This window comes from Streptomyces sp. NBC_01116 (genome assembly GCF_041435495.1).
GTDB lineage: Bacteria > Actinomycetota > Actinomycetes > Streptomycetales > Streptomycetaceae > Streptomyces.
In genome coordinates this window covers 4733812-4754917 of sequence record NZ_CP108644.1, presented here as the reverse complement: position 1 = coordinate 4754917, position 21106 = coordinate 4733812, and the positions used below count along the sequence as shown (strand labels likewise).

The 21106-nt window shown below is 71.4% G+C and carries 20 protein-coding genes and 1 tRNA gene; 14 read left to right on the top strand and 7 right to left on the bottom strand.

The features are described from left to right. The first annotated feature begins 91 nt into the window (after positions 1–91). The 5 genes from OG245_RS20760 (at position 92) to OG245_RS20740 (ending at position 4679) form a co-directional block, all read left to right on the top strand. A complete protein-coding gene (locus OG245_RS20760) occupies positions 92–1522 on the top strand; it encodes a sensor histidine kinase (protein ID WP_371624987.1) in 1431 nt (476 codons plus the stop codon). Further along, entirely contained in the window at positions 1522–2166 is a 645-nt protein-coding gene (locus OG245_RS20755) for a LuxR C-terminal-related transcriptional regulator (protein WP_371624986.1), read from the top strand. Before OG245_RS20760 ends, OG245_RS20755 begins: the two co-directional genes overlap by 1 nt. A gap of 150 nt (positions 2167–2316) precedes the next feature. After that, on the top strand, positions 2317–3261 hold the full coding sequence (locus OG245_RS20750) for an ABC transporter ATP-binding protein (RefSeq protein WP_371624985.1): 945 nt from the start codon (positions 2317–2319) through the stop codon (positions 3259–3261). Further along, the gene (locus OG245_RS20745; protein ID WP_371624984.1) at positions 3258–4232 is read left to right on the top strand and encodes an ABC transporter permease; all 975 of its coding nucleotides are present in this window, start codon (positions 3258–3260) and stop codon (positions 4230–4232) included. The genes OG245_RS20750 and OG245_RS20745 overlap by 4 nt, the downstream gene beginning before the upstream one ends. A gap of 42 nt (positions 4233–4274) precedes the next feature. After that, positions 4275–4679, top strand: a complete 405-nt coding sequence (locus OG245_RS20740; RefSeq protein WP_371624983.1) for a GntR family transcriptional regulator — start codon at positions 4275–4277, stop codon at positions 4677–4679. Positions 4680–4749: 70 nt separating this feature from the next. On the opposite strand, the gene OG245_RS20735 is transcribed toward OG245_RS20740, so the two are convergent. Then, positions 4750–5550, bottom strand: a complete 801-nt coding sequence (locus OG245_RS20735) for a thioesterase II family protein (protein WP_371624982.1) — start codon at positions 5548–5550, stop codon at positions 4750–4752. 237 nt (positions 5551–5787) lie between these two features. Between OG245_RS20735 and OG245_RS20730 the strand changes: the two genes are divergently transcribed. Beyond that, positions 5788–7032, top strand: coding sequence for a sensor histidine kinase (locus OG245_RS20730; RefSeq protein ID WP_371624981.1), 1245 nt, complete (start codon positions 5788–5790; stop codon positions 7030–7032). A gap of 38 nt (positions 7033–7070) precedes the next feature. On the opposite strand, the gene OG245_RS20725 is transcribed toward OG245_RS20730, so the two are convergent. After that, positions 7071–8150, bottom strand: a complete 1080-nt coding sequence (locus OG245_RS20725; protein ID WP_371624980.1) for a hypothetical protein — start codon at positions 8148–8150, stop codon at positions 7071–7073. A 148-nt stretch (positions 8151–8298) separates the two neighbouring features. Between OG245_RS20725 and OG245_RS20720 the strand changes: the two genes are divergently transcribed. Beyond that, a complete protein-coding gene (locus tag OG245_RS20720) occupies positions 8299–8949 on the top strand; it encodes a response regulator (RefSeq protein WP_371624979.1) in 651 nt (216 codons plus the stop codon). A gap of 231 nt (positions 8950–9180) precedes the next feature. On the opposite strand, the gene OG245_RS20715 is transcribed toward OG245_RS20720, so the two are convergent. Further along, entirely contained in the window at positions 9181–9834 is a 654-nt protein-coding gene (locus OG245_RS20715) for a helix-turn-helix transcriptional regulator (RefSeq protein WP_371624978.1), read from the bottom strand. A gap of 96 nt (positions 9835–9930) precedes the next feature. Here OG245_RS20715 and OG245_RS20710 point away from each other — a divergent pair, with 96 nt between their 5' ends. From OG245_RS20710 to OG245_RS20680, 7 genes are all read left to right on the top strand, one after another. Then, positions 9931–10623, top strand: coding sequence for an HAD family hydrolase (locus tag OG245_RS20710; protein WP_371624977.1), 693 nt, complete (start codon positions 9931–9933; stop codon positions 10621–10623). A gap of 104 nt (positions 10624–10727) precedes the next feature. Next, on the top strand, positions 10728–11630 hold the full coding sequence (locus OG245_RS20705) for a radical SAM protein (RefSeq protein ID WP_371624976.1): 903 nt from the start codon (positions 10728–10730) through the stop codon (positions 11628–11630). 61 nt (positions 11631–11691) lie between these two features. Continuing rightward, positions 11692–12264, top strand: coding sequence for a hypothetical protein (locus tag OG245_RS20700; RefSeq protein WP_371624975.1), 573 nt, complete (start codon positions 11692–11694; stop codon positions 12262–12264). Further along, complete coding sequence (locus tag OG245_RS20695) at positions 12182–12844, top strand: class I SAM-dependent methyltransferase (protein WP_371624974.1); 663 nt, start codon at positions 12182–12184, stop codon at positions 12842–12844. Before OG245_RS20700 ends, OG245_RS20695 begins: the two co-directional genes overlap by 83 nt. Positions 12845–12855: 11 nt before the next feature. Then, positions 12856–13443 carry a class IV adenylate cyclase gene (locus tag OG245_RS20690; RefSeq protein ID WP_371624973.1) on the top strand — a complete coding sequence of 196 codons (588 nt, stop codon included), beginning with the start codon at positions 12856–12858 and terminating at the stop codon, positions 13441–13443. Between the two features lie 19 nt (positions 13444–13462). Further along, positions 13463–13888, top strand: coding sequence for a hypothetical protein (locus OG245_RS20685; RefSeq protein ID WP_371624972.1), 426 nt, complete (start codon positions 13463–13465; stop codon positions 13886–13888). 149 nt (positions 13889–14037) lie between these two features. After that, positions 14038–14307 carry a hypothetical protein gene (locus tag OG245_RS20680; RefSeq protein ID WP_371624971.1) on the top strand — a complete coding sequence of 90 codons (270 nt, stop codon included), beginning with the start codon at positions 14038–14040 and terminating at the stop codon, positions 14305–14307. Positions 14308–14419: 112 nt separating this feature from the next. On the opposite strand, the gene OG245_RS20675 is transcribed toward OG245_RS20680, so the two are convergent. The 4 genes from OG245_RS20675 to tmk form a co-directional block, all read right to left on the bottom strand. Continuing rightward, a tRNA-Thr gene (locus OG245_RS20675) sits at positions 14420–14493 on the bottom strand. 142 nt (positions 14494–14635) lie between these two features. Beyond that, the gene (locus OG245_RS20670; protein WP_371624970.1) at positions 14636–16165 is read right to left on the bottom strand and encodes an alpha/beta hydrolase; all 1530 of its coding nucleotides are present in this window, start codon (positions 16163–16165) and stop codon (positions 14636–14638) included. Positions 16166–16245: 80 nt separating this feature from the next. Further along, entirely contained in the window at positions 16246–17451 is a 1206-nt protein-coding gene (locus tag OG245_RS20665) for a DNA polymerase III subunit delta' (protein WP_371624969.1), read from the bottom strand. A gap of 229 nt (positions 17452–17680) precedes the next feature. Beyond that, positions 17681–20992 (bottom strand): dTMP kinase, encoded by a 3312-nt coding sequence (gene tmk, locus OG245_RS20660; RefSeq protein WP_371624968.1) that lies wholly within the window; start codon positions 20990–20992, stop codon positions 17681–17683. Positions 20993–21106: the final 114 nt, after the last annotated feature.

Here is a 21106-nt window from a genome sequence, read left to right as displayed (position 1 = left end):
GAGGGGGCTTCCCTGGTGGAGCCAGCTCCACCAGGGAAGGGGCAGAGAACAGGGTGGCCTGCCCGGCGGACCGTCTCGTAGCGTGCCCGGCATGCTCTCCCCCAGCCCACCGCCCGCGCCCCCGGAGCCCCATCCGGCCGCCCTCTCGGAGCCCCGGCCGCCCCGCCCCCGGGCCGCAGCCCGAGCTGTCCCCCGGGCGCTGTCCCGGGCGCTCCCCCGGGCACTGGCCCGTCGGCTCCTCGGCGGCCGGCCGTGGCGTGCCGCGGTCTATCTCCTGACCAGCGTGCCCCTCGGCGCGGCGACGCTGGTGACGCTGCTCCTGCTGGCGGTCGCGGGCAGCGCGCTGACCGTCCTCGTCATCGGGGTGCCGCTGCTGCTGACGCTCGTACTCGCCGGGATTCCGCTGGCCGCGCTGGAACGGCGCAGGCTCCGGCTGATCGACCCGGCCCCTCTCCTCGATCCGCACCGCGAACCGCCCGAGCCGGGCCTGGCGTCCTGGCTGCGGACCAGACTCCAGGAGCGTTGCACCTGGCGGGAGTTGGCGTACGCGCTGCTGTTCGCGTTCGTCCTGTGGCCGCTGGAGGCGCTGGCCGTCGGCAGCGTACTGCTGGTGTGCGGCGGGCTGATCGGGACCCCGGTGATGATGGCGGCGGGCGGGGACGGCGAGGCGCGCGTCCTGAAGCTCTGGCTCGCCGACTCCTGGCCGGAGGCGTTCGCGGTGCTGCTGGCGGGGGTGGTGCTGCTGCCGTTGCTGATCCGGCCGCTGGGGGTGGTGGCCCGGGGCCGGGCCGTACTGACCCGGGCGCTGCTCTCCCCGCCGGACTCCGCGCTCGACTCCCGGATCGCGGAGCTGGACCGGTCGCGGACGCGGCTGGTGGACGCGTTCGAGGCGGAACGCCGCCGTATCGAGCGCGACCTGCACGACGGCGCGCAGCAGCGGCTCGTGGCCCTCTCCATGACGCTGGGCCTCGCCCGGCTGGAGCGGCCCGCCGAGCCGCTGGGCGGGCTGTTGGACCGGGCGCACGAGGAGGCGTCGGTCGCGCTGGTGGAGATCCGTGAGCTGATCCACGGAATCCACCCCCACATCCTCACCGACCGGGGCCTGGAGGCCGCCGTGGAGGACCTGGCGGACCGCTCACCGGTCCCGGTCGAGGTGCGGCTCGCCGTACCGGGCCGACTGCCCGAAGCCGTCGAGACCGCCGTCTACTTCGCGGTCAGCGAAGCCCTGGCGAACGTGGCGAAGCACAGCGGGGCGGGGCGCGTGACGGTGACCGGTGCGACCGCGAGGAGGCGGCTGACCGTGGAGGTCGAGGACGACGGACGCGGGGGCGCACGGCTGGGCGGAACGGCCGGCGGGAGCGTAAACGGGAGCGGACGCGGCGGCAGGGGCGGGACCGGCCTCCAGGGCGTCGCCGATCGCCTCTCGGTGCTGGGCGGGACCCTGCTACTGTCCAGTCCGCCCGGGGGGCCGACGGTGTTCCGGCTGGAGGTTCCCTGCCCGCCCGCGGATTCGAGGACCTGATGCTGCGCGTCGTACTGGCCGAGGACAGCGTGCTCCTGCGCGAGGGCCTGGTCGGCCTGCTGGAACGCTTCGGGCACCGGGTCCTCGCCGCGGTGGGCACCGCCGACGAGCTGACGGCCGCCGCCCTGGAGCACCGCCCGGACATCGTGGTGACCGACGTCCGGATGCCGCCCGGCTTCTCGGACGAGGGACTGCGGGCCGCGGTCGCGCTGCGCGGGAAGCTGCCGGGGCTACCGGTGCTGGTGCTCAGCCAGTACGTCCAGCGCACCTACGCCGAGGACCTGCTGGACGCCTCGGACGGTACGGGAGTGGGCTACCTGCTCAAGGAGCGCATCGGCCACGTCGAGGAGTTCGCCGACGCGCTGCGCCGGGTGGCCGAGGGCGCCACGGTGGTGGACCCCGAGGTCGTACGGCAGCTGATCCGGCGTCGCCGCGACCCGCTCGACCGGCTCACCGCCCGGGAGCTGGAGGTGCTCGCGCTGATGGCGGAGGGCCGGTCCAACGCGTCCGTCGCCGAGGCCCTGCACGTCGGCGAGGGCACGGTCAGCAAGCACTTCGGGTCGATCCTCGCCAAGCTCGACCTCGACGTCTCGGACGCCACCAACCGCCGGGTGCTCGCGGTCCTGGCGTTCCTGCGCGGCTGAGCCCACCACCTTCCCGCTCCCCCTCCCCGTCCTTCCACCGCCACCTCCACCTCCACCGCGTCCGGCCCTCACCGGCCTGCCCGGCTTGACAGTCATTCCCTCACGACTCCATGATTCCATTAATTGACTAATGGAATTGAGGTGAGGCGCGTGGCGGACACGGGCACTCCGAACGCGACGTCCGGCAGCTGGGCACTGGAAGCCCGCGGCCTGGGCAAGCGCTACCGGCGCGGCTGGGCGCTGCGCGACTGCTCCTTCCGGATCCCGGCCGGCCGCATCTGCGGTCTGGTCGGCCCGAACGGGGCGGGCAAGAGCACCCTGCTCAACCTGGCGACCCGGCAGGTGCAGCCGACGACCGGCGAGCTACGGATCTTCGGCGTACCGGTCGACGACCCCGCCGTGATGCCCTCCTTCGCCTTCCTCGGCCAGGACAAGCCGCTGTTCAAGCGGTTCACCGTGGCCGACACCCTGCGCATGGGCGCCGAGCTGAACCCCGGCTGGGACGCGGCGGCGGCGACGCGCATCGTCCGCTCGGGCAACGTCCCGCTGCACGCGAGGGTCGGCACGCTCTCCGGCGGCCAGCGCACCCGCGTGGCCTTCGCGCTCGCCTTCGGCAAGCGGCCGGAGCTGCTGCTCCTGGACGAGCCGATGTCGGACCTCGACCCGCTGGCCCGCGACGAGATGAGCACCCTGCTGATGGCGGAGGCCGTCGAGCGCGGCACGACGGTGGTGATGTCCTCGCACATGCTGACCGAGCTGGAGGACATGTGCGACTACCTGCTGGTCGTCTCCGAGGGCCGGATCCGGATGGCCGGTGACGCCGACGCGCTGGTCCCGGCCCACGCGCTGGTCACCGGAATGGCCCGGGACGGCTCGCTGCCGCCCGAGCTGGCCGACCACACCGTCGTCGAAACCCGCCTCCAGGGGCGGCAGTTCCAGGCGATGATCCGGCCGAAGGCGCCGATCCCTGCCGACTGGGAGAGCGCCGAACCCTCCCTGGAGGAAGTCCTCCTCGCCCATCTCCGCTCCCCGGACGCGCCCTCGCTCTACACCCAGGGCGCCCGCGTCGAGGCCGAAGGGACCCAGGCCGCATGAGCACCACCCTCACCGAGAAGCCCGCCGGAACCGACTCCGGACGCCGCCTGCTGCGCGGCATGCCGTGGCTCGTCGTACGCCAGCACCGGACCGCGCTGGCCTGCGTCCTCGGCCTCACGCTGGTGGGCGCGCTCCTGATCGCGTACGGGCGCAACGAGCTGGTCCAGCTGCTCGACGCGAAGGGCTGGCCGGAGAAGGACGCCGGCCAGCCGATGGAGAACAACCGCGTTTACGAGTACGTCAGTTCCATCCTCGGCGGCCTCCCCCTGATCCTCGCCGTCTTCATCGGCGCTCCGCTGATCGCGGGCGACCAGGAGAACGGCACCGCGCAGCTCGTCACCACCCAGTCGGCGACCCGCCGCCAGTGGCTGATCGCCAAGCTGGGCCTGGCCTACACCCTCGCGCTGGTCTCCGGCGTGGTGCTCTCGGCGCTGTTCACCTGGTGGTGGAAGCCGTACCGCTCGGTCTTCCTCAGCGACTGGATCGACGGCGCCGTCTTCGACAACACGGGCCCCGTCCTGCCCGCGTTCCTCCTCTTCCTCACCGCCGCGGGCATCACCATCGGCACCCTGATCCGCCGGGTGCTCCCGGCCATGGTGGTCACGTTCCTCTTCACGGTGATCACCACCATGTTCGTCTGGGACGAGATCCGCGTACGCCTCGGCGACACACAGATCTTCACCTACCCGATGGGCACCGAACTCCCGGCCCGCTACGCCGAGGCGTACGAGGTGGACCGCTGGGTCGGCAGCGCCGACGGGACCCTGTACGGCTGGGGCACCTGCGCCGAGGCGACCGAGAAGGCGCAGAACGCCTGCATCAAGGAACACGGCATCGTCAACGACGTGATCGAATACCTCGACTACAGCCAGATGGCGCCGATGCAGTGGACCGCGGCGGGCATCCTGCTCGCCGGAACGGCCCTGCTCACGGCGTTCACCCTGTGGCGGGTCACCCGCCGCCCGCTGTGAGCACCATCCGCTCCTACGTAAAATGTCGCAATCGAGCGGAAGGTGAAGACCGTGGTCGTGTTCCGCATCGACCGGCGCAGTGGAGTGGCGACCTATCTCCAGATCGTCCGGCAGGTCGAGCAGGCGCTGCGCATGGGCGCCCTGGAGGAGGGTGACCGGCTGCCCACCGCCGCCCAGGTCGCCGCGACCACCAAGGTCAACCCGAACACGACCCTGAAGGCCTACCGCGAACTGGAACGCATGGGCCTCGCCGAGGTACGCCAGGGAGCAGGCACGTTCATCACCCGCTCCCTCGCCCAGCCCCAGTCCGGCCCCGGCTCACCCCTGCGCTCCGCGCTCGCCGAATGGCTGGACCTGGCCCGCGCCGAGGGCCTCACCAGGCAGGACGTCATGGCCCTGTTCCACGCGGCGTTCGAGAGCGCGTACCCGGGCGAGGCACCGGACTGACCTGCCGGCCTGACCGGCCCGGCCGGCGCTGGTCAGGCACGGTCGAACAGGGCGCGGCCAGGAGGAACGGTCAGGAGGAACCGGGGCCGTCGTCGGCGGAGTGCAGGCGGGCGAGGACGGACCGGAGCAGCGGCTTGTGCTGCTCGACCAGGTAGAAGTGGCCTCCGGGCAGGACGTCCAGCCGGAAACCGTCGGGGGCGACGTCGGACCACGCCGACATGTCCTCCACCGAGGTGTTCGGGTCCTCGTCCCCGATGTACGCGTACACGGGGCAGCCGACCGGATCGGCCGGACGCGGTCCATAGGTCCCGACGATCGTGAAGTCGGCGCGAATGGCGGGCAGGATGATCTCCCGGAGGTCCGGGTCGCCGAGGACCGACTCGTCGGTGCCGCCGAGCCGGCGCACCTCCTCGATCAACGCGTCGTCGCCCTGTTCGTGCAGGTCCCGTGGGGTCAGGCGGTGCGGCGGCGTACGGCTCGACACGTGCAGCGCCGCCGGGCTCCTCCCGTGCCGGTGCCTCAGGCGCAGCGCCACCTCGTAGGCGAGCGAGGCTCCCATGCTGTGGCCGAAGAGCGACAGCGGTACGTCGTGGAAGGGGAGGACCGCTTCGGTCACCCGGTCGGCCAGCTCGTCCATCGCCGTGACGCAGGGTTCGCCCAGCCGGTCGTGGCGTCCGGGGTAGCTCGCGACCAGCAGCTCCGTACCGCTGTCCAGCGCGGCGGCCCAGGGGTGGAAGAAGCCGGGCGAGCCGCCCGCGTGCGGCAGGACCACGAGCCTGCGGCGGACGTCCGCCGGCGCGGTGTAGCGACGCAGCCATCCATCCGCGACGACTTTCACTGGCGGTGCGGTGCGGGAAGTGCCGACGTTCATCCGGTCATCCTTGCTCTGAGGCGCTGGGCGATGGGGAGTCGGTGGACGGGAGGCCGAGCGAAGAGGACCGACACATAAGGGGAGTTGGGTGAATGAGTTGCCGATCCGCAGCATGGCCACCGCCGGTAGAGGATGTCGCGTCGAAGAATATCGCTTCGTGGAGCGGCAGTTAGGGCTTCCGGGAGCACCGGCCCACCAGAGCCGGGAAGAACCTGACGGGTACGTAGAATCCAGGAAATGGGGACGACTGCGGGGGACTTCACCCCGGCCCGCCTCCGGGAGCGCACCGTCGGCCCGGTCTGCGCGGTTCTGGCGCTGCTCGCGGTGCCGGCCGGTCTGCTGACGGGCCCGTCAGCCGGCTGGCGCGCGGCCCTGCCCATGGTGGTCGCGGTGCTGGGCGCCCTCGCCGTGGCCTCGCTGCACGGCAGGGACCGGCTGGTCCCGGCGGCCGCGGCCGCGGTGGCGGCGAGCTCCGCCCTGGGCACCCTGTTCGGGGCCCCTCCGGCCCGGGCGGCGGCGACCGGCGTCGCCACCCTGGTGGAGATCACGGCGCTTCTGCTGCTCGTCTGCCTGGTCGCCCGGTACGCCGGGACTACCCGGCAGGCCTTCGTGCTCTGCACCGTGCTCGGGATTCTGGCCTCGACGGCGCTCCTGCGGCTCCACCTCCCCCCGACCGCACGGGAAGCCGCCGCGCAGAGCTCGTTCTTCGCGCTCGGCGCCATCGCAGCGGCCGCCGCGGGCGGCGGTCTGCGCGCCCTGGAGACCCGAAGGATCCGTGCGGTGCACGAGGCCCGGCTCACTCAGCGCCTCCAACTGGCGGGCGATCTGCATGACTTCGTCGCCCACGACGTCTCGGGCATCGTCGTGCTGGCACAGGCGGCCCAGGTGATCGGCGCGGAGCAGCCGGAGAAGATCGCGCCGCTCCTCCAGCAGATCGAGGCCTCCGGTCTCCAGGCCCTCGGCTCCCTGGACCGTACGGTCCACATGCTCAGGTCCTCCGACGAAACGGTCCCGGCCGACCGGGGCGCGACGAACGCGTCACCGCCCGTCGCGTACGACCTGGAGGACATCGTGGACGTCGTGGACCGGTTCCGCGCGGCGGGCCGGAGCGACGTCCGACTGGACATGACCGGGTTGCCCGAGCAGCTCGCCCGAATCCCCCGCGAAGTGGCGAGCACGGCCCACCGCGTGGTGGTGGAGGCGCTGACCAACGTACGGCGGCACGCCGGCGGCGCGCCCTGGGTGACCGTGTCCGTGACGCCCGAACCGGATCGCCCGGAGCCGGTGCTCTCCGTGTCCGTGACGAACGGCCCTGCCACCGTCGGCGATCCGGGCGACGGGCGCCTGGGTGACCGGGGGCGGCAGGGGGCCAGCGGCCTGGCGGGGCTCGCCGAACGCACCCGGGCGCTCGGAGGGACCCTGGAGTTCGGCGTTCACGGGGAACACGGCTGGCAGGTCACCGCGGTCCTGCCACTGAGCTGAGGCCGTCCCGCCGCGGCGCCTGCCCGTACCGGCTCGCCTCAGCCGCGGGTGCAGCGCCTGCACGCCCCACGCCGCCGGAAGTAGTAGGCGAGCGTGGCGGCGGCCAGGGCGATGCCCCACACCGGCCAGATCATCTCCGGAACCGTGGCCCCCCAGTCGTCCCTCTGGTTGTCGAAGGCCCCCTGGAAGTGCAGCCGGATGTACATGACCCCGGCGATCGTCACCATGACGGAGACCAGCGTGGCCGGAACGACGGCCAGGCTCAACGGCACCCGCCGCCCCCTGAGGCCCACCATCCACCGGGGGAAGACCTCGCCCCAGCGCTGCACCAGGCCCAGAGTGAGCAGCGAGCCGAGCGCTCCCATGGTGGCGAGCGCGGCGCCGGCGATCCAGAGGTTGTCCTCCTTGCCCTCCTCCCACAGCTCCTCGGAGATGCCGAGCGGAATACCCAGGGCCCAGGCCCACCGCGTGCTGGCATAGAGCAGCGGGACGGCGACTGCCGTCCAGGCGGCCCGCTTGCCCCAGCGGGCCGCGGCCTCCGGCGTGGTCCATCCGGCACCCGAGCCGGTACGCCCGCAGCCGGTGCACGCGCCGGAGGTGCGGCGCTGGTAGACGATCGCCGAGGCGAGCATGAGGCCCACCGAGACCACCGCGAACAGCTGGTTGATCACGGTCCAGTTGATCGCGCCGAACTTCAGCATGAAGACATAGGCGAGATTGCCGAGGATGCGGAAGTCGGCGAGCGCGCAGAACACCGCGGCGGCCGAGAACCCGGAGGCGCCCACCAGCACCCGGGCGGGTATCCGCCGGCGGCCCGGCAGGGCAAGGAGGAGAGCCACCGCCGCGCTGCCCAGGAACCCGCCCGCGATCCACGGCGCCAACCGGTCGCGGCCGACGTGCTCGAAGGCCGAGTACTCCGGATTGGCGTCGTCGGCACCGAACGGGAAGCCGTCCCCGCCGAGGGCCCAGTAGGTGTGGGCGAGCCCGTAGAGGAGGAGCGCGAGAAAGGCCACGTAGCCGATCAGGGCCGCCCTGTCGAACCGCTCGCCCACCGGACCTGGGACACCCTCGGCACCGCCCGCTGTCCGCGATGACGGGTGCTCGACCACCTGGGTCATGATGCTTCCTCCTTGGATCGCCTCGCCGACCAGCCTTCCTGGCAGGGCCGTTCGGCACATCTCCCGAACGGCAGATGTGCCTACGCGGGCTTGACGCGCACACGTTTCCGCTGGCTCGTCGTTTCCAGAGCGAACTACCGTACGCACCGTGACAGTTCGCATCCTCCTCGCCGACGACCAGGAATCCGTACGCCTCGGATTCCGCCTCATCCTGGATTCTCAGCCCGACATGGAGGTGATCGGCGAGGCGCGCGACGGCCTGGAAGCCGTAGAACTCGCCGCGAAGCTGAACCCGGACGTCGTGCTGGCCGACATCCGCATGCCGCGCCTGGACGGCCTGGAGGTCACCCGGCGGCTCGCCGGACCCGACGTCGAGCATCCGATGCGCGTGGTGGTGGTGACGACCTTCGGACTCGACGAGTACGCCCACACGGCGCTGCGCAACGGCGCCTGCGGCTTCCTCCTGAAGCGCTCGGGCCCGACGCTGCTGGTGGAGGCGGTACGCGCCGCGATGGCGGGCGACACACTGATCAGCCCCTCCCTCACGATCAGCCTGCTGCAACACCACCGGAACGCCGGCCGCCCCAGGCCCGCGCAGCCGATGGACGCCCTGACGAGCAGGGAAACGGAGATCGCCCGCCTGGTCGCCAAGGGAATGACCAACGCGGAGATCGGGACCGAGCTGTTCATCTCGGCCGGCACGGCCAAGACCCATGTCGCCAACATCCAGCGCAAGCTGAGCGTCCGCAACCGGGTCGGCATCGCCGCCTGGATCTGGGGCAACGGCCTGGAGGAGTGACCTCGGCGGCAATCATCCCGAGAACCACGGAAGCCCGGCTCAGAGGTGTCTGAGCCGGGCTTCGCATGGAGCCGCCTTCGGGATTCGAACCCGAGACCTACGCATTACGAGGGCCTGCAAGATCATCCTGGGTGGTGCTGAGCGGCGCCGCAGAATCCCGTTTCCCCAGATCAGAGGCGTCCGACCGTGATCACCATGACGCCGGGTCCACCCTAGTGCCACCCAGTCCGCTCACGCAGCGCTGGGGTTGGCGCTGGCCGGTTGGCCCCAGATGTGCGGGTTGACGAGCAGGTTGTCGTCGTAGCGGAACATGGATGTGTAGAGGGTGGTGTCGTGGAGTCGTACGCCGCACCCAGCCTCGCCCAACAGCGGGCGGTAGTACGTCAGTGATGCGCGGATCTTGGCGGCGAGGGTGTCGCCGATTCCCTCCTCGCGACCCCGTACGGCGACTGCCTGCCCGTCGGGGTCGCCGAAGCACAGGCGCACCCGGACGCCCTCGGCGGCACGTTCGGAGAGCATCTTGGCGACGTGGGGGTTGGACTGGGCGAAGAAGGTGCCGGAGAAGACGAGGACGCCGATCTCGTGCCGCGCCTCTCGCAGCAGTGCGAGCCATACGTCCCGGGGCACGCTGGCTCGGTTCTGGTAGGTGCCGACCAGCTCTGTGCCTAACCCGTCCTTCGGCCGGCCTGGACGCTTGGACGGCTCGGGCCAGAGAAAGGTCTCTTCGACGCGCAGGTGTCGCGCGACGCGGAAGCGGTGCCGTGCATGGGGGATCCGTCCGCCCAGCCATCGGCTGACCGTCTTGGGATCTACCTCGCAGATCTCGGCGAGTGCGTCGGGCGAGACGCCGCGTTGGCCGAGCACGGTGCGCAGTCGGTTGTTCACAGCTGCCATCGAATCGGCACGGCGCGTGATCGCGCAAGGACGTTTTGGGACGCAGTCCGCTGTAGTGGAACCTCGCGGACTGCCTACTCTGGCGGCATGGAGCTCTTCGTCCTGTGGGACATCGACCACACCCTCATCGAGAACGCGGGGGTCAGCAAGGAGATCTACGCCGCTGCCTTTCGTGCCCTCTCGGGTCGGGAGCCCGCGGAGCCCGCGCGTACTGAGGGGCGTACGGATCGGCTGATCATGCGCGACATGTTCGTCCGCGAAGGGCTATCCGTGCCCGACTGGCCCTTCGTCGAGACGGCGCTCGCCCAGGCAGGGGAGGCGCGCCTGGAGGAGCTGCGCAGGCGTGGGGCCGCCCTGCCCGGTGTGCACGACGCCCTGAAAGCCGCCTCGGCTCAGACCGGTTGGGTCTCCTCCGTACTCACCGGCAACATCTCCGCCAACGCCCTTGTGAAGCTTGCCGCGTTCGGCCTCGACTCCCTGCTTGATCTACCGGTCGGCGCCTACGGAGCGGACGCCGAACTCCGCCCCCACCTGGTCGCTGTCGCCCGCGAGCGCGCACAGCGGCTTCATGGTGTTCCGGCCCACATTCCCACCGTCCTCGTGGGGGACACCCCTCGTGACGTGGAAGCGGCTCTGACCACAGGCTCCGGCGTCCTCGCTGTCGCCTCCGGCATCCACAGCCAGGAGGAACTGACCGCCGCCGGAGCCGTCGAAGTCCTGCCCGACCTGTCGGACACGAAGCGTGTCCTCGGCATCCTGGAGTCCTTCGCAGGTCACTGAAACGTCCCAGGACGTCCTTGGACCGTCCCCGAACGCGGTGTCGAGGTCCCCGAGCAGAAGGCCACTATCAGGCTCCCACCAGGCAACCAGCCGAAGGAGCCGACGTGATCGAGGAAGTCACCGGGATCAAGAAGATCCGCATGCTGTACCTGCAGCTGCTCTACCGCTGCAACTTCACGTGCCTGCACTGCTTCCACGGCAAGCGGCTTCAGTACGCCGACGCCTTCACCGTCGACGAAGCCGCGGATCTCCTCACCCTGATGCGGGACCAGTACGGCACCGAGGCCGTGACCCTGCTCGGCGGAGAGCCCTTCGTCCACCGGGACCTCGCCCAGGTCGTCCGCCACGCCAAGGAGGAACTGGGCCTGCGCGTCGAGATCTGCACCAATGGGTACCGCATCGAGCGCCGCCTGACCGAGATCGCCCCCTCGCTGGACCTACTCAGGGTTTCGCTGGAGGGCGTCGGGTCGACAAACGACGGCATCCGAAAGCAGGGCAGCTACAAGAGCGCCCTGGAGGCGCTCGGTCTGGCTCGGGATCTCGGCGTTCCGACCGGTGCGACCATGACCGTCACCTCGCGGAACATCGCCGAAGTCCTGCCCCTCGGAAGGGCCTTGGCGGAACTCGGGGTCCGGCAGCTCAAGCTCCACCACCTGCGGCCGGTCGGCAACGCCGCCGATCATCCCGAGCTGCTGGTCACCTCCCCTTCCGCCTACGGCGGACTTCGGGACGAGCTGGCGTCAGCCGATCTGCCCTTGGAAGTGATCGTCGACGAGGACCTCTCCGAGGACGGTGCCCCGCAGGTGTGCGCCCCCTCCGACGGTCCTCGCGAGATCGACCGCATCGAGGTCGACCCGCGTGGTGCGCTGACCATGTCCTGCAAGGCCGTGGGGAAGGACGCGCACGCCTTCTGGTACGAGAAGGCGGCAGGGCACATCGTCCACAAGCCCTCGTCCGTCGACGAGCTCACCCTCGCGGTACCGGACGTGGTGTACGGCCGTGCCTGATCGCCCTCGCTTCGAGAGCCTGGAGGGGTTACGCGGCACCGGAAAATCCACCCTGGCGCCCATGCTCGCCGCCGCCCGGCAGGCCGTCCTCGTCGCTACCGTCCCTCTGCCCTACCAGCCGCTCAGGCAGGCGCTGGACGAGCGGACGAACGTAGAGGCACGGATGTGCTTCTACCTCTCGGGCCTGTTCACCGCGGCCGAGGAGATCCAGCACCACCTCGACGCCGGCGTCCCGGTCGTCGTCGAGAGCTACTTCGCCCGGTGCCTCACCACTCACCGGGCCCTGGGGGCACAACTCGGTATCACCCTGCCGAGCCGGCTGCCGACACCCTCTACCTACCACCTCGTCTGCGACAACGACGAGAGACAACGTCGACTCGCTGGGCGGAACAAGCCGGTGTCGCGGTGGGACTCACTGATCGAGACCGCTACGGACCGGGTGACGGACGCCTACGCCTCGTTCCCGATGCATCGCGTCGACACCACAGGGCGCAGCCCCGACGAGGTCCTTCGAGTGATCATGAAGACCGATACGCAAGGAGCGCACCCCCATGCAGACTCAGAGCCTGTGGGAGCACACCCTCACGTTCTTCCCGCAGTTCCTCGCCACGTTGCGGGAACGTGTCGCCCCTGACGCCACCGTCGCGGTGGTCGGCGCGAGCGACGGCAAGTTCGTCCTGCCCCTCGCCGCCGCCGGCTACCGCGTCGTCGCCGTCGAACGTGACGCGGTCGCCCTCCACGGGGGCGACGTCCACCTCCCGGGTGACAGCCAGGCCCACGCGTTGGGACTGATCGATCGACTGAAGCTCGAAGAACTCCACGAACGCGTAGAGGTCGTTGAGGACGACTTCCTGGACGGTGAACCTCTGGGCCCGCAGTGCGACGCGGTCTGGACGAGCTGCTCGTGGCACTACAGTGCCAACCACCACCGCCCGCTCGGCGAGTTCGTCGACCGCATGCAGCGCCTGGTCCGCCCAGGCGGCATGTTCGGCGCGGAGTTCATGATGCCCGTCGAAAGACGCCACCACATGATCGAGCACTACACCTCCCCGGAACGCCTTCACCCCCACTTCATCGGCGACTGGGAGGTCCTGCTCACCCTGCGCACCACCGAGTTCACGGAACGCGCCCACGTCGGCCAGCTGCATGACCACACCCACCGCATGGGCCTCCTGCTCGCGGCCCGGGCGTCCACCCTCACCGACCACTTCTGAGAGAAGGCCCCATGAAGCACGAATACGAGGCGAAGTTCCTGGCCGTGGACGTCGCCGGCCTCCAGAACAAGCTGAGCGCCCTCGGTGCCGTCCAGGCGTTCCCCCGCACTCTCCTCACCCGCAAGATCTTCGAGAACGACTCCCTCGACGGCGGAGCCTGGATTCGGCTGCGGGACGAGGGCACCCGCTCGACGCTCACCCTCAAGCAGGTCACCGACGCCACGACGATCGACGGCACCAAGGAGATCGAAACCGAGGTCACCGACCTTCACGCCATGGCCGACATCCTGCGCCGGGTCGGCCTCACCGAGGTCCGATACCAGGAGAACTACCGCGAGGAATGGCGCCTGGGCGAGGTCGCCTTCGACTTCGACACCTGGCCGGACCTCCCCACCTTCCTGGAGATCGAAGGACCCGACGAGGCATCGGTGCGCCAGGCCGCCGCCCTGCTGGACCTCGCCTACTCCGAAGCCCGGTTCGGCAGCGTCGACGAGATCTACAAGAGCGAGTCCAACCGCGACATCCTCTCCGAACCCACGCTCCTGTTCTCCGAAACCGAGAAGCAGAAGGAAGCTTCTCCCACGGCCCAGGACCGTTGATCGCGGAGGGAGACGAGCAATGCTGAAGGAAGTCGCCCTACAACACAGGGTGATCCCCGGGATCGCCGAGTTCGCCCGAGGAGGACTGCCCTCACCGGCGGCCACCGACGACGGCAACGAGTGGGTCGACGGACCCTGCTGGCTCTACTGCGGGCAGCGGTGGACGCGCGTCCTGTGGATCGGCCCCGCCAGAGTCGCCGGGGCCCAGGACCCGATGTACGCGTGCGGCGCCTGCATCGGTGCGCTGCAGGAACGGGTCTGGCAATCCTTCTTCAACGAGAACCGCCCGGCCGGCTCCACCCGGCCAAGCGAATCCGCCGAGGTGGGGCAGTCGACCTCCGGCAGGAGAACGGACAAGCATCAGGGCGAGAGCAGGCTCCCCTGCCCGAGGTCGAGGAGACAAGGCGGCGCCTCCACTCCGGCCAAGGCCTCGTCGGCAGCCTGACCGTCGCCGAATGGCTCGACCGGTGACTGGTCGGCAAGCACATACGTAAGTCCGGCCTCAACCGCTACGAGACCGACATCCGCGTCCATCTGAAGCCGCGCATCGGCAACCGGCGCCTGGACCGATTGCGCGTCAGCCACCTCACCCAGATGTTCATCGGCATCCGCGAGGCAGATACCCAGATCCTGAAGGACAACGCCCAGCGAAGGCCGCACTCGACGACACCAGAGCGTCCTCCCTCACATCGCAAGAGTGCCGCCGAGGCCACCGCGAAGCTCGTCCCCCACCAGCGCAAGGCAGCGAGGAAGGAGGAGGCCAGGAAGGCCCGCGCTGGCAAGGGCGGCCAGCCGAAGAAGGACGAGGCGGAAGCCCAGGCCAAGGCCGCCAAGAAGGCCACACGCCGAAAGCCCAAGAAGTAGGTCCCCGGCGACTCCGCTCACGCAAGCAACGTCACTCCCGGCCATGTGACTCGCCATGCCCCGAGCAACAGAAAACCCCAGGTCACGGGCTACGTGACCTGGGGTTCTTCTGAGCCGCCTTCGGGATTCGAACCCGAGACCTACGCATTACGAGTGCGTTGCTCTGGCCAACTGAGCTAAGGCGGCGCGCCCTGTCGCACCATGGTGCGATCAGCAGCGGGGCCAAGTCTACACAGTTTCCCGGGGTGCTCCGCACACAGCATCCCCGGAGGCGTTCGCGCTGGTCAGGGCGGGTCGGAGGGGCAGGGCAGGCCGGAAGGGCAGGGGGTCAGGTGCACTTCTTGCCGTCGGTGGGCGCGGTGCCCTCCAGGAGGTACGTGTTGATCGCCGTGTCGACGCAGTCGCTGCCCCGGCCGTACGCGGTGTGGCCGTCGCCCTCGTAGGTGAGCAGGGTGCCGGAGGAGAGCTGCTCGGCGAGGGAGCGGGACCACTTGTACGGGGTGGCCGGGTCGCGGGTGGTGCCGACGACCACGATCGGGTCGGCGCCCTTCGCCTCGGTGCGGTGCGGGGTGCCCGTGGCCTCGGTGGGCCAGTAGGCGCAGTTCAGGGAGGCCCAGGCGAAGCCGCGGCCGAAGACCGGGGAGGCCTTCTCGAAGTCCGGGACCGCCTTCTCGACCGCGTCGGGGCCGTCGAAGGCGGGCGGCAGGTCGAGGCAGTTCACGGCGGCGTTGGCGAACATCAGGTTCGCGTACTTCCCGTTCGGCTCGCGCTCGTAGTAGCTGTCGGCCAAGGACAGGAGGCCGGAGCCGTCGCTGCGCTGCGCGCCCGCCAGCGCCTCGCGGAGCTGGGGCCAGGCCGCCTCGTCGTACATGGCGGCGATCACCCCGGTGGTGGCCAGGGACTCGCCCAGCTTGCGGTCGTCGCCGGTCGGGATGGGCTTGGCGTCCAGGTCCTTGAAGAGCTGCTTCAGCGCGGTCGCCGCGTCGGCGGTGGACGTGGTGCCGAGCGGGCAGTCCGGCTGCTCGACGCAGTCGGCGGCGAAGGACTGGAAGGCCCCCTCGAAGCCCGCCGTCTGGTCGCGGTTCATGTCGACGGCCTTCTGGGAGGGGTCCATCGCCCCGTCCAGGACGAGGCGGCCCGCCCGCTCCGGGAAGAGGTCCGCGTAGGTGGCGCCCAGGAAGGTCCCGTACGAGGCTCCGACGTAATGCAGCTTCTCGTCGCCGAGCAGGGCCCGCAGGACGTCCATGTCCCGGGCCGTGTCGACGGTGGACACGTACGGGAGGATCTCGCCGCTCCGCTTCTCGCAGCCCGCCGCGAACTTCTGGAAGGACGCGCTCAGCTTCTTGACCTCCGCCCCGTCGTCGGGCGTCTGGTCGACCTGGGTGTAGGCGTCCATCTCCGGCCCCGTGAGGCACTCGACGGGTTCGCTGCGGGCCACACCGCGCGGGTCGATCGCGACCATGTCGTAGCGGGCCCTCACCTGGGCGGGATAGCCCAGTGCCGCGTACCCCTGGAGATAGCCGACCGCGGAGCCGCCGGGGCCGCCCGGATTCACCAGGAGGGAGCCGATCCGCCGGCCCGGACCGGTGGCCTTCTTGCGGGAGACGGCGAGGTCGATGTCGCCGTCATCCGGCTGGTCGTAGTCCTTCGGCGCCTTCATCGTCGCGCACTCGAACCCCTCCACGCCGCAGTCGCGCCAGCTCAGCTTCTGCGCGTAGTACGACGACAGCCCCTCGGGAGCCGCGGTGCCGGTGGCCGAGGCGCTCGGCGACGAGCCGCTGCCACTACAGCCGGAGATGAGCAGGCCGGCAGTGCCGATCCCGATGGCGAAGGTGCGGAGCAGCCGCCTGGTATCCATTCAGGGAGCGTATCCGCCGGGTGACGAGTCGTCCGATTCCCTGCGCATTCGGGTGAACAGGGACCGCGGCAGCGTGCCCCTCAGCCGGCCCGCAGCGCCATCGTCATCGCCTCCACCGCGAGCAGCGGCGCCACGTTGCGGTCCATCGCGTCCCGGCAGGCGATCACGGACTCGATCCTGCGCAGGGTCTGCGCGGGCGTCGAGGACTCCGCGATCCGGTCAAGGGAGTCCTGCACGTCGACGTTGGCGATCGCCAGCTTCGAACCGAGCTGGAGCGCCAGCACATCGCGGTAGAACCCGGTCAGCTCGGTCAGCGCCAGATCGAGGCTGTCCCGCTGCGTACGCGTCTTGCGGCGCTTCTGCTTGTCCTCCAGCTCCTTCATCGCCCCCGCCGTGCCGCGCGGCATCCGGCCCCCGGCCACTCCGCCGAGCGCCGCCTTGAGGTCCTCGGTCTCCTTGACGTCGACCTCCTCCGCCAGCTGCTTGGCGTCGTCGGTGGCCGTGTCGATCAGCTCCTGCGCCGCCTTGAGGCAGCCGCCGACGTCGGCGACCCGGAGCGGAACCTTCAGCACCGCCGCCCGCCGCGCCCGCGCCCGCTCGTCCGTCGCGAGACGGCGCGCCCGGCCGATGTGCCCCTGGGTGGCGCGCGCCGCGGAGTGCGCCCGCTCGGGGTCGACGCCGTCGCGGCGGATCAGGACGTCGGCCACCGCCTCCACCGGCGGGGTGCTCAGGGTGAGGTGGCGGCAGCGGGAACGGATCGTGGGCAGGACGTCTTCGAGCGAGGGGGCGCACAGCATCCAGACGGTGCGTGGCGCGGGCTCCTCGACGGCCTTCAGCAGGACGTTGCCGGCGCCCTCGGTGAGACGGTCGGCGTCCTCCATCACGATGACCTGCCAGCGGCCGACCGCCGGCGAGAGCTGGGCGCGCCGGACCAGGTCGCGGGTCTCCTTCACGCCGATGGAGAGGAGGTCCGTACGGATGATCTGGACGTCGGCGTGCGTGCCGATCAGGCTGGTGTGGCAGCCGTCGCAGAAACCGCAGCCGGGCGCGCCGCCCAGCGCCCGGTCCGGGCTCGTGCACTGGAGCGCGGCGGCGAAGGCCCGTGCCGCCGTGGACCGGCCGGAGCCGGGCGGTCCGGTGAACAGCCAGGCGTGCGTCATCTTCGAGCCCTGGTCCAGCGGCTTGCCGTCGGACACCGCGGTGACCAGGGCGTCGGCGTCCTTGGCGGCGGCGGCGAGCTGTTCCCGCACGCGGGTCTGTCCGACCAGGTCGTCCCATACGGTCATGGGTCACCGCCCTTCCGGTGGTGTCGTGCGGTGCAGCGGAACCGCGGTGCGTCGTGGCTTCCCATTGTGGGGGACGCCACTGACAGTCCGGCCGCCCGCCCCGTCGTGGGGGGGCGCGCCACAAACAGTCCGGCCCGCCCGCCCCCGGAGGGGCGGACGGTCCGGTACTTCACCGTCGACGATGGGGCGGGAGCGTCAGCTCGCAGGCGACGCCCCCGGCCCGGGGCTGTCAGCCGCGCGGGCGACGCCCCCGGCCGGCGGGGCCGTCGTCCTCCTGGCCACCGAGCAGCTCGTCCGCCAGGGTCGGCAGATCGTCCAGCGGGGTCTCCTCCGCCCAGTCCGAGCGGGGGCGCTTGCGGCGGCCCCGCTGCCGGTCGGAGGTCGCCCCGGCGTTCGGGTCCTCGACCTGCGGCAGTTCCCGGGTGCGCTCGTTCTCGCTCTCCGCGGGCGAGGGCGCCGGGCTCTCGTCCCGGAAGAAGCCCTGGGGCACCCGGTCGGAGGGCTGATCGGCGGAGACCGGCGGCAGCACGGCCGTCTCGTCCGCGTCCCGGGCCGGCCGGCGGTCCGTCGGCCGCTGGTCCGCCCGCCCCTGGTCCGAGAAGCGCGGCAGCATCGCCGTCTCGTCGTCCCCGAGAGCGGACCCCGAACGTGCGCCCCTGCCCGTATTCGTATCCGTACCCGTACCGGATCCGGAAGGACGGTCGTCCTCCGGCCGGACCGCCGGGACCGGCTGCGTGATCTCGTTCGGGTTCACGATCGGTGTGGGCACCGTGAGCTCGTTCTCCGGAACGGACGGGCCCTCCGACTCCGAGGACCGTGAGGACGACGACGCGGACGACCGCGACGACGTCTCCGTACGGGAGTCGCCGGAGGTACGCGACGCCCGCGCCTCCTCGGCACGATCGGCCTCCGCACGCTGGGCCTCCGCACGATCGGCCTCGGCCCGCGCCGCCTCCGTACGGGCGGCGGCCTCGGCCTCGGCCCGGCGGCGGGCCTCCTCGGCGCGCATCAGGGCCTCTTCGGCCCTGCGCTGCTTCTCCAGCCGCTGCGCCTCGGCCTCCTTGCGGAGCCGGGCCTCCTCCTCGGCCTGCTTGCGCAGGCGTTCCTGCTCGGCCTCGCGGACCCGCTCCTCGGCCTCCAGCCGCAGCCGGTCCTCCTCGGCGCGGCGGCGGGCCTCCTCGGCGCGCTGCCGGGCCTCCTCGGCCTGGCGCTCGGCCTCGCGGCGGCGGGCCTCCTCCAGCTCGCGCTGCTTGCGCTCCTCCTCCTCGGCGCGCAGCCGGGCGAGCTGCTCCTGGCGCTCCTTCTCCAGGCGCTCCTCCTCGGCCTTGCGCGCGGCCTCCTCCTCGGCCTTGCGCCGGGCCTCCTCGATGGCCTGGCGGCGGGCCTCCTCGATGGCCTCGATCTCGGCCTCGGAGAGCGGCAGGAGCTGGTCGAGCCGGTGACGTACGACGGTGGTGATCGACTCCGGCTCCTGGCCGGCGTCCACCACCAGATAGCGCGTCGGGTCGGCGGCGGCGAGGGTCAGGAACCCGGACCGCACCCGCTCGTGGAATTCGACGGGCTCCGACTCCAGCCGGTCCGGCGCCTCGGTGAACCGCTCCCGCGCGGTCGCCGGATCGACGTCCAGGAGCACCGTCAGATGCGGTACGAGGCCACTCGTCGCCCACCGCGAGATCCGGGCGATCTCGGTCGGGGCCAGGTCCCGGCCCGCGCCCTGGTAGGCGACGGACGAGTCGATGTAGCGGTCGGAGATGACGATCGCGCCGCGCTCCAGCGCCGGGCGGACCACGGAGTCGACGTGCTCGGCGCGGTCGGCGGCGTACAGCAGGGCCTCGGCCCGGTTGGACAGGCCGGCGGAGGACACGTCGAGCAGGATCGACCGCAGCCGCTTGCCGACGGGCGTGGCCCCGGGCTCACGGGTCACGACGACCTCGTGGCCCTTGGACCGGATCCAGTCGGCGAGCGCCTCGACCTGAGTGGACTTGCCCGCTCCGTCGCCGCCCTCCAGGGCGAGGAAGAAGCCGGTGGCCGCGGGCGCGACCGCCGGGTCGCCGCCGCGCAGCGCCTCGCGCAGGTCCCGGCGGAGCGGCACGCCCGCCCGGTCGTCCGTCCTGGCGAGGACGAGCGCGGCGACGGGCAGCAGCAGCGCGCCGAGGAGCATCAGGGTGAACGCGGCCCCGCCGTGGGCGAAGACGAAGTCGCCGGCGACCAGGCGGTGCCGCCCGATCGCGGCGGCCAGCAGGGGGCCCGCGACCGCGCCGAGCGCGACGAGCACCCGGGCGACGGCCTGGAGGTGCTCGGTGGTCCGGGCCTGCCGGAACGCCTCGGTCTCCTGGTCGATCAGGGTGTGTCCGGTGTTCGCGGCGACCCCGGCGGCGTAGCCGGCGACCAGGGCGATGGCGATTCCCGTCGCGGTGTCCGGCACCAGGCCGAGCGCGAGGAGCGCGAGGCCGGTGACCATGACGGCCAGCGCCAGCAGACGGCGGCGCGACAGGGTGGGCAGCACCTGGCGCGCGGTACGGATGCCGAGGGCGGTGCCACCGGTCAGTCCGAGGACCAGCAGCGCGAAGGTCGCGGGCCCGCCGCCGAGGTCGTACGCGTGCAGGACGGAGACGGCCGCGGCCGCCGCTACGGCTCCGGCGAGAGCCGCGCAGACCGCGACCAGCAGGGGGACGGCGCCGGTACGGCCCTTGTCCGGGCCGTTGCCGGTGGCGGGGCGGCGCAGCCCCTCCAGCGGGGAGCGCGGCCGGGGCGTCTGCGTGGCCGGGAACTGGATGAAGTACAGGATGGAGATGGAGGCCGAGAAGAGCCCGGCCGCGACGTAGGACCCCAGGGCCGCCTGGTGGAAGGAGAACCACTCCAGGCCCGAGCCGAGGAGGTTGCCGACCAGCGTGGCGGCCAGCAGGACCAGCGCGGCGGCGGGCACGGCGAGGAAGTTCGTACGCAGCGAGAGGCGGCGCAGGGCGTCGAGGTGGTCGGGCAGGGGGCGTACGGCAGCGCCTTCGAGGGGCGGGGCCGGCAGCAGCGCCGGTGCGGCGCTGTCCTTGGCCACGGCCCACAGGCGCTCACCGGCGCCGGTCACGAAGACGGTGATGAGGATCATCATGAGCGCCTTGTCGGGCGTCCAGTCGATCCACAGCGGGGCGACGACCAGGAGCGCCAGGCGCAGCCCGTCGACCCCGATCATCAGCCATCGTCGGTCCAGCTTTCCGCCGGGCCCCGTGAGGGACGTCAAGGGCCCCAGGAGTACGGCTCCGAAGAACAGGGTGGAAAGGATCCGGGCACCGAAGACGGCGGCGACGGCGAAGGCCGCCCCGCGGTATCCGGTGCCGAATGAGCCCTCAAGGACCGCCGCTTGCAGCGACAGCAGCACCAGCACGAGAAGGGCGAGTGCATCGCCGATACCGCCGACGAGCTGGGCGCTCCACAACCGCTTCAGCGGGGGAATACGCAACAGTGCCCGTACGGCGCGCTCGCGTGAGTCTGCGGCAAGTGTGTCGGAGGTGGGGCTCACGACCGTTGGCTGCTCGGCTCGCGTCATCCGCCCAGCCTATCGGCAGCGGTGCGGTGACCGTCGGCCCGTCCGAACATATGGACGCAGACAACTTCCGGCCATGGTGCGCGAGACCCTCTTGCGCATCGCCGCCCGGTTTCC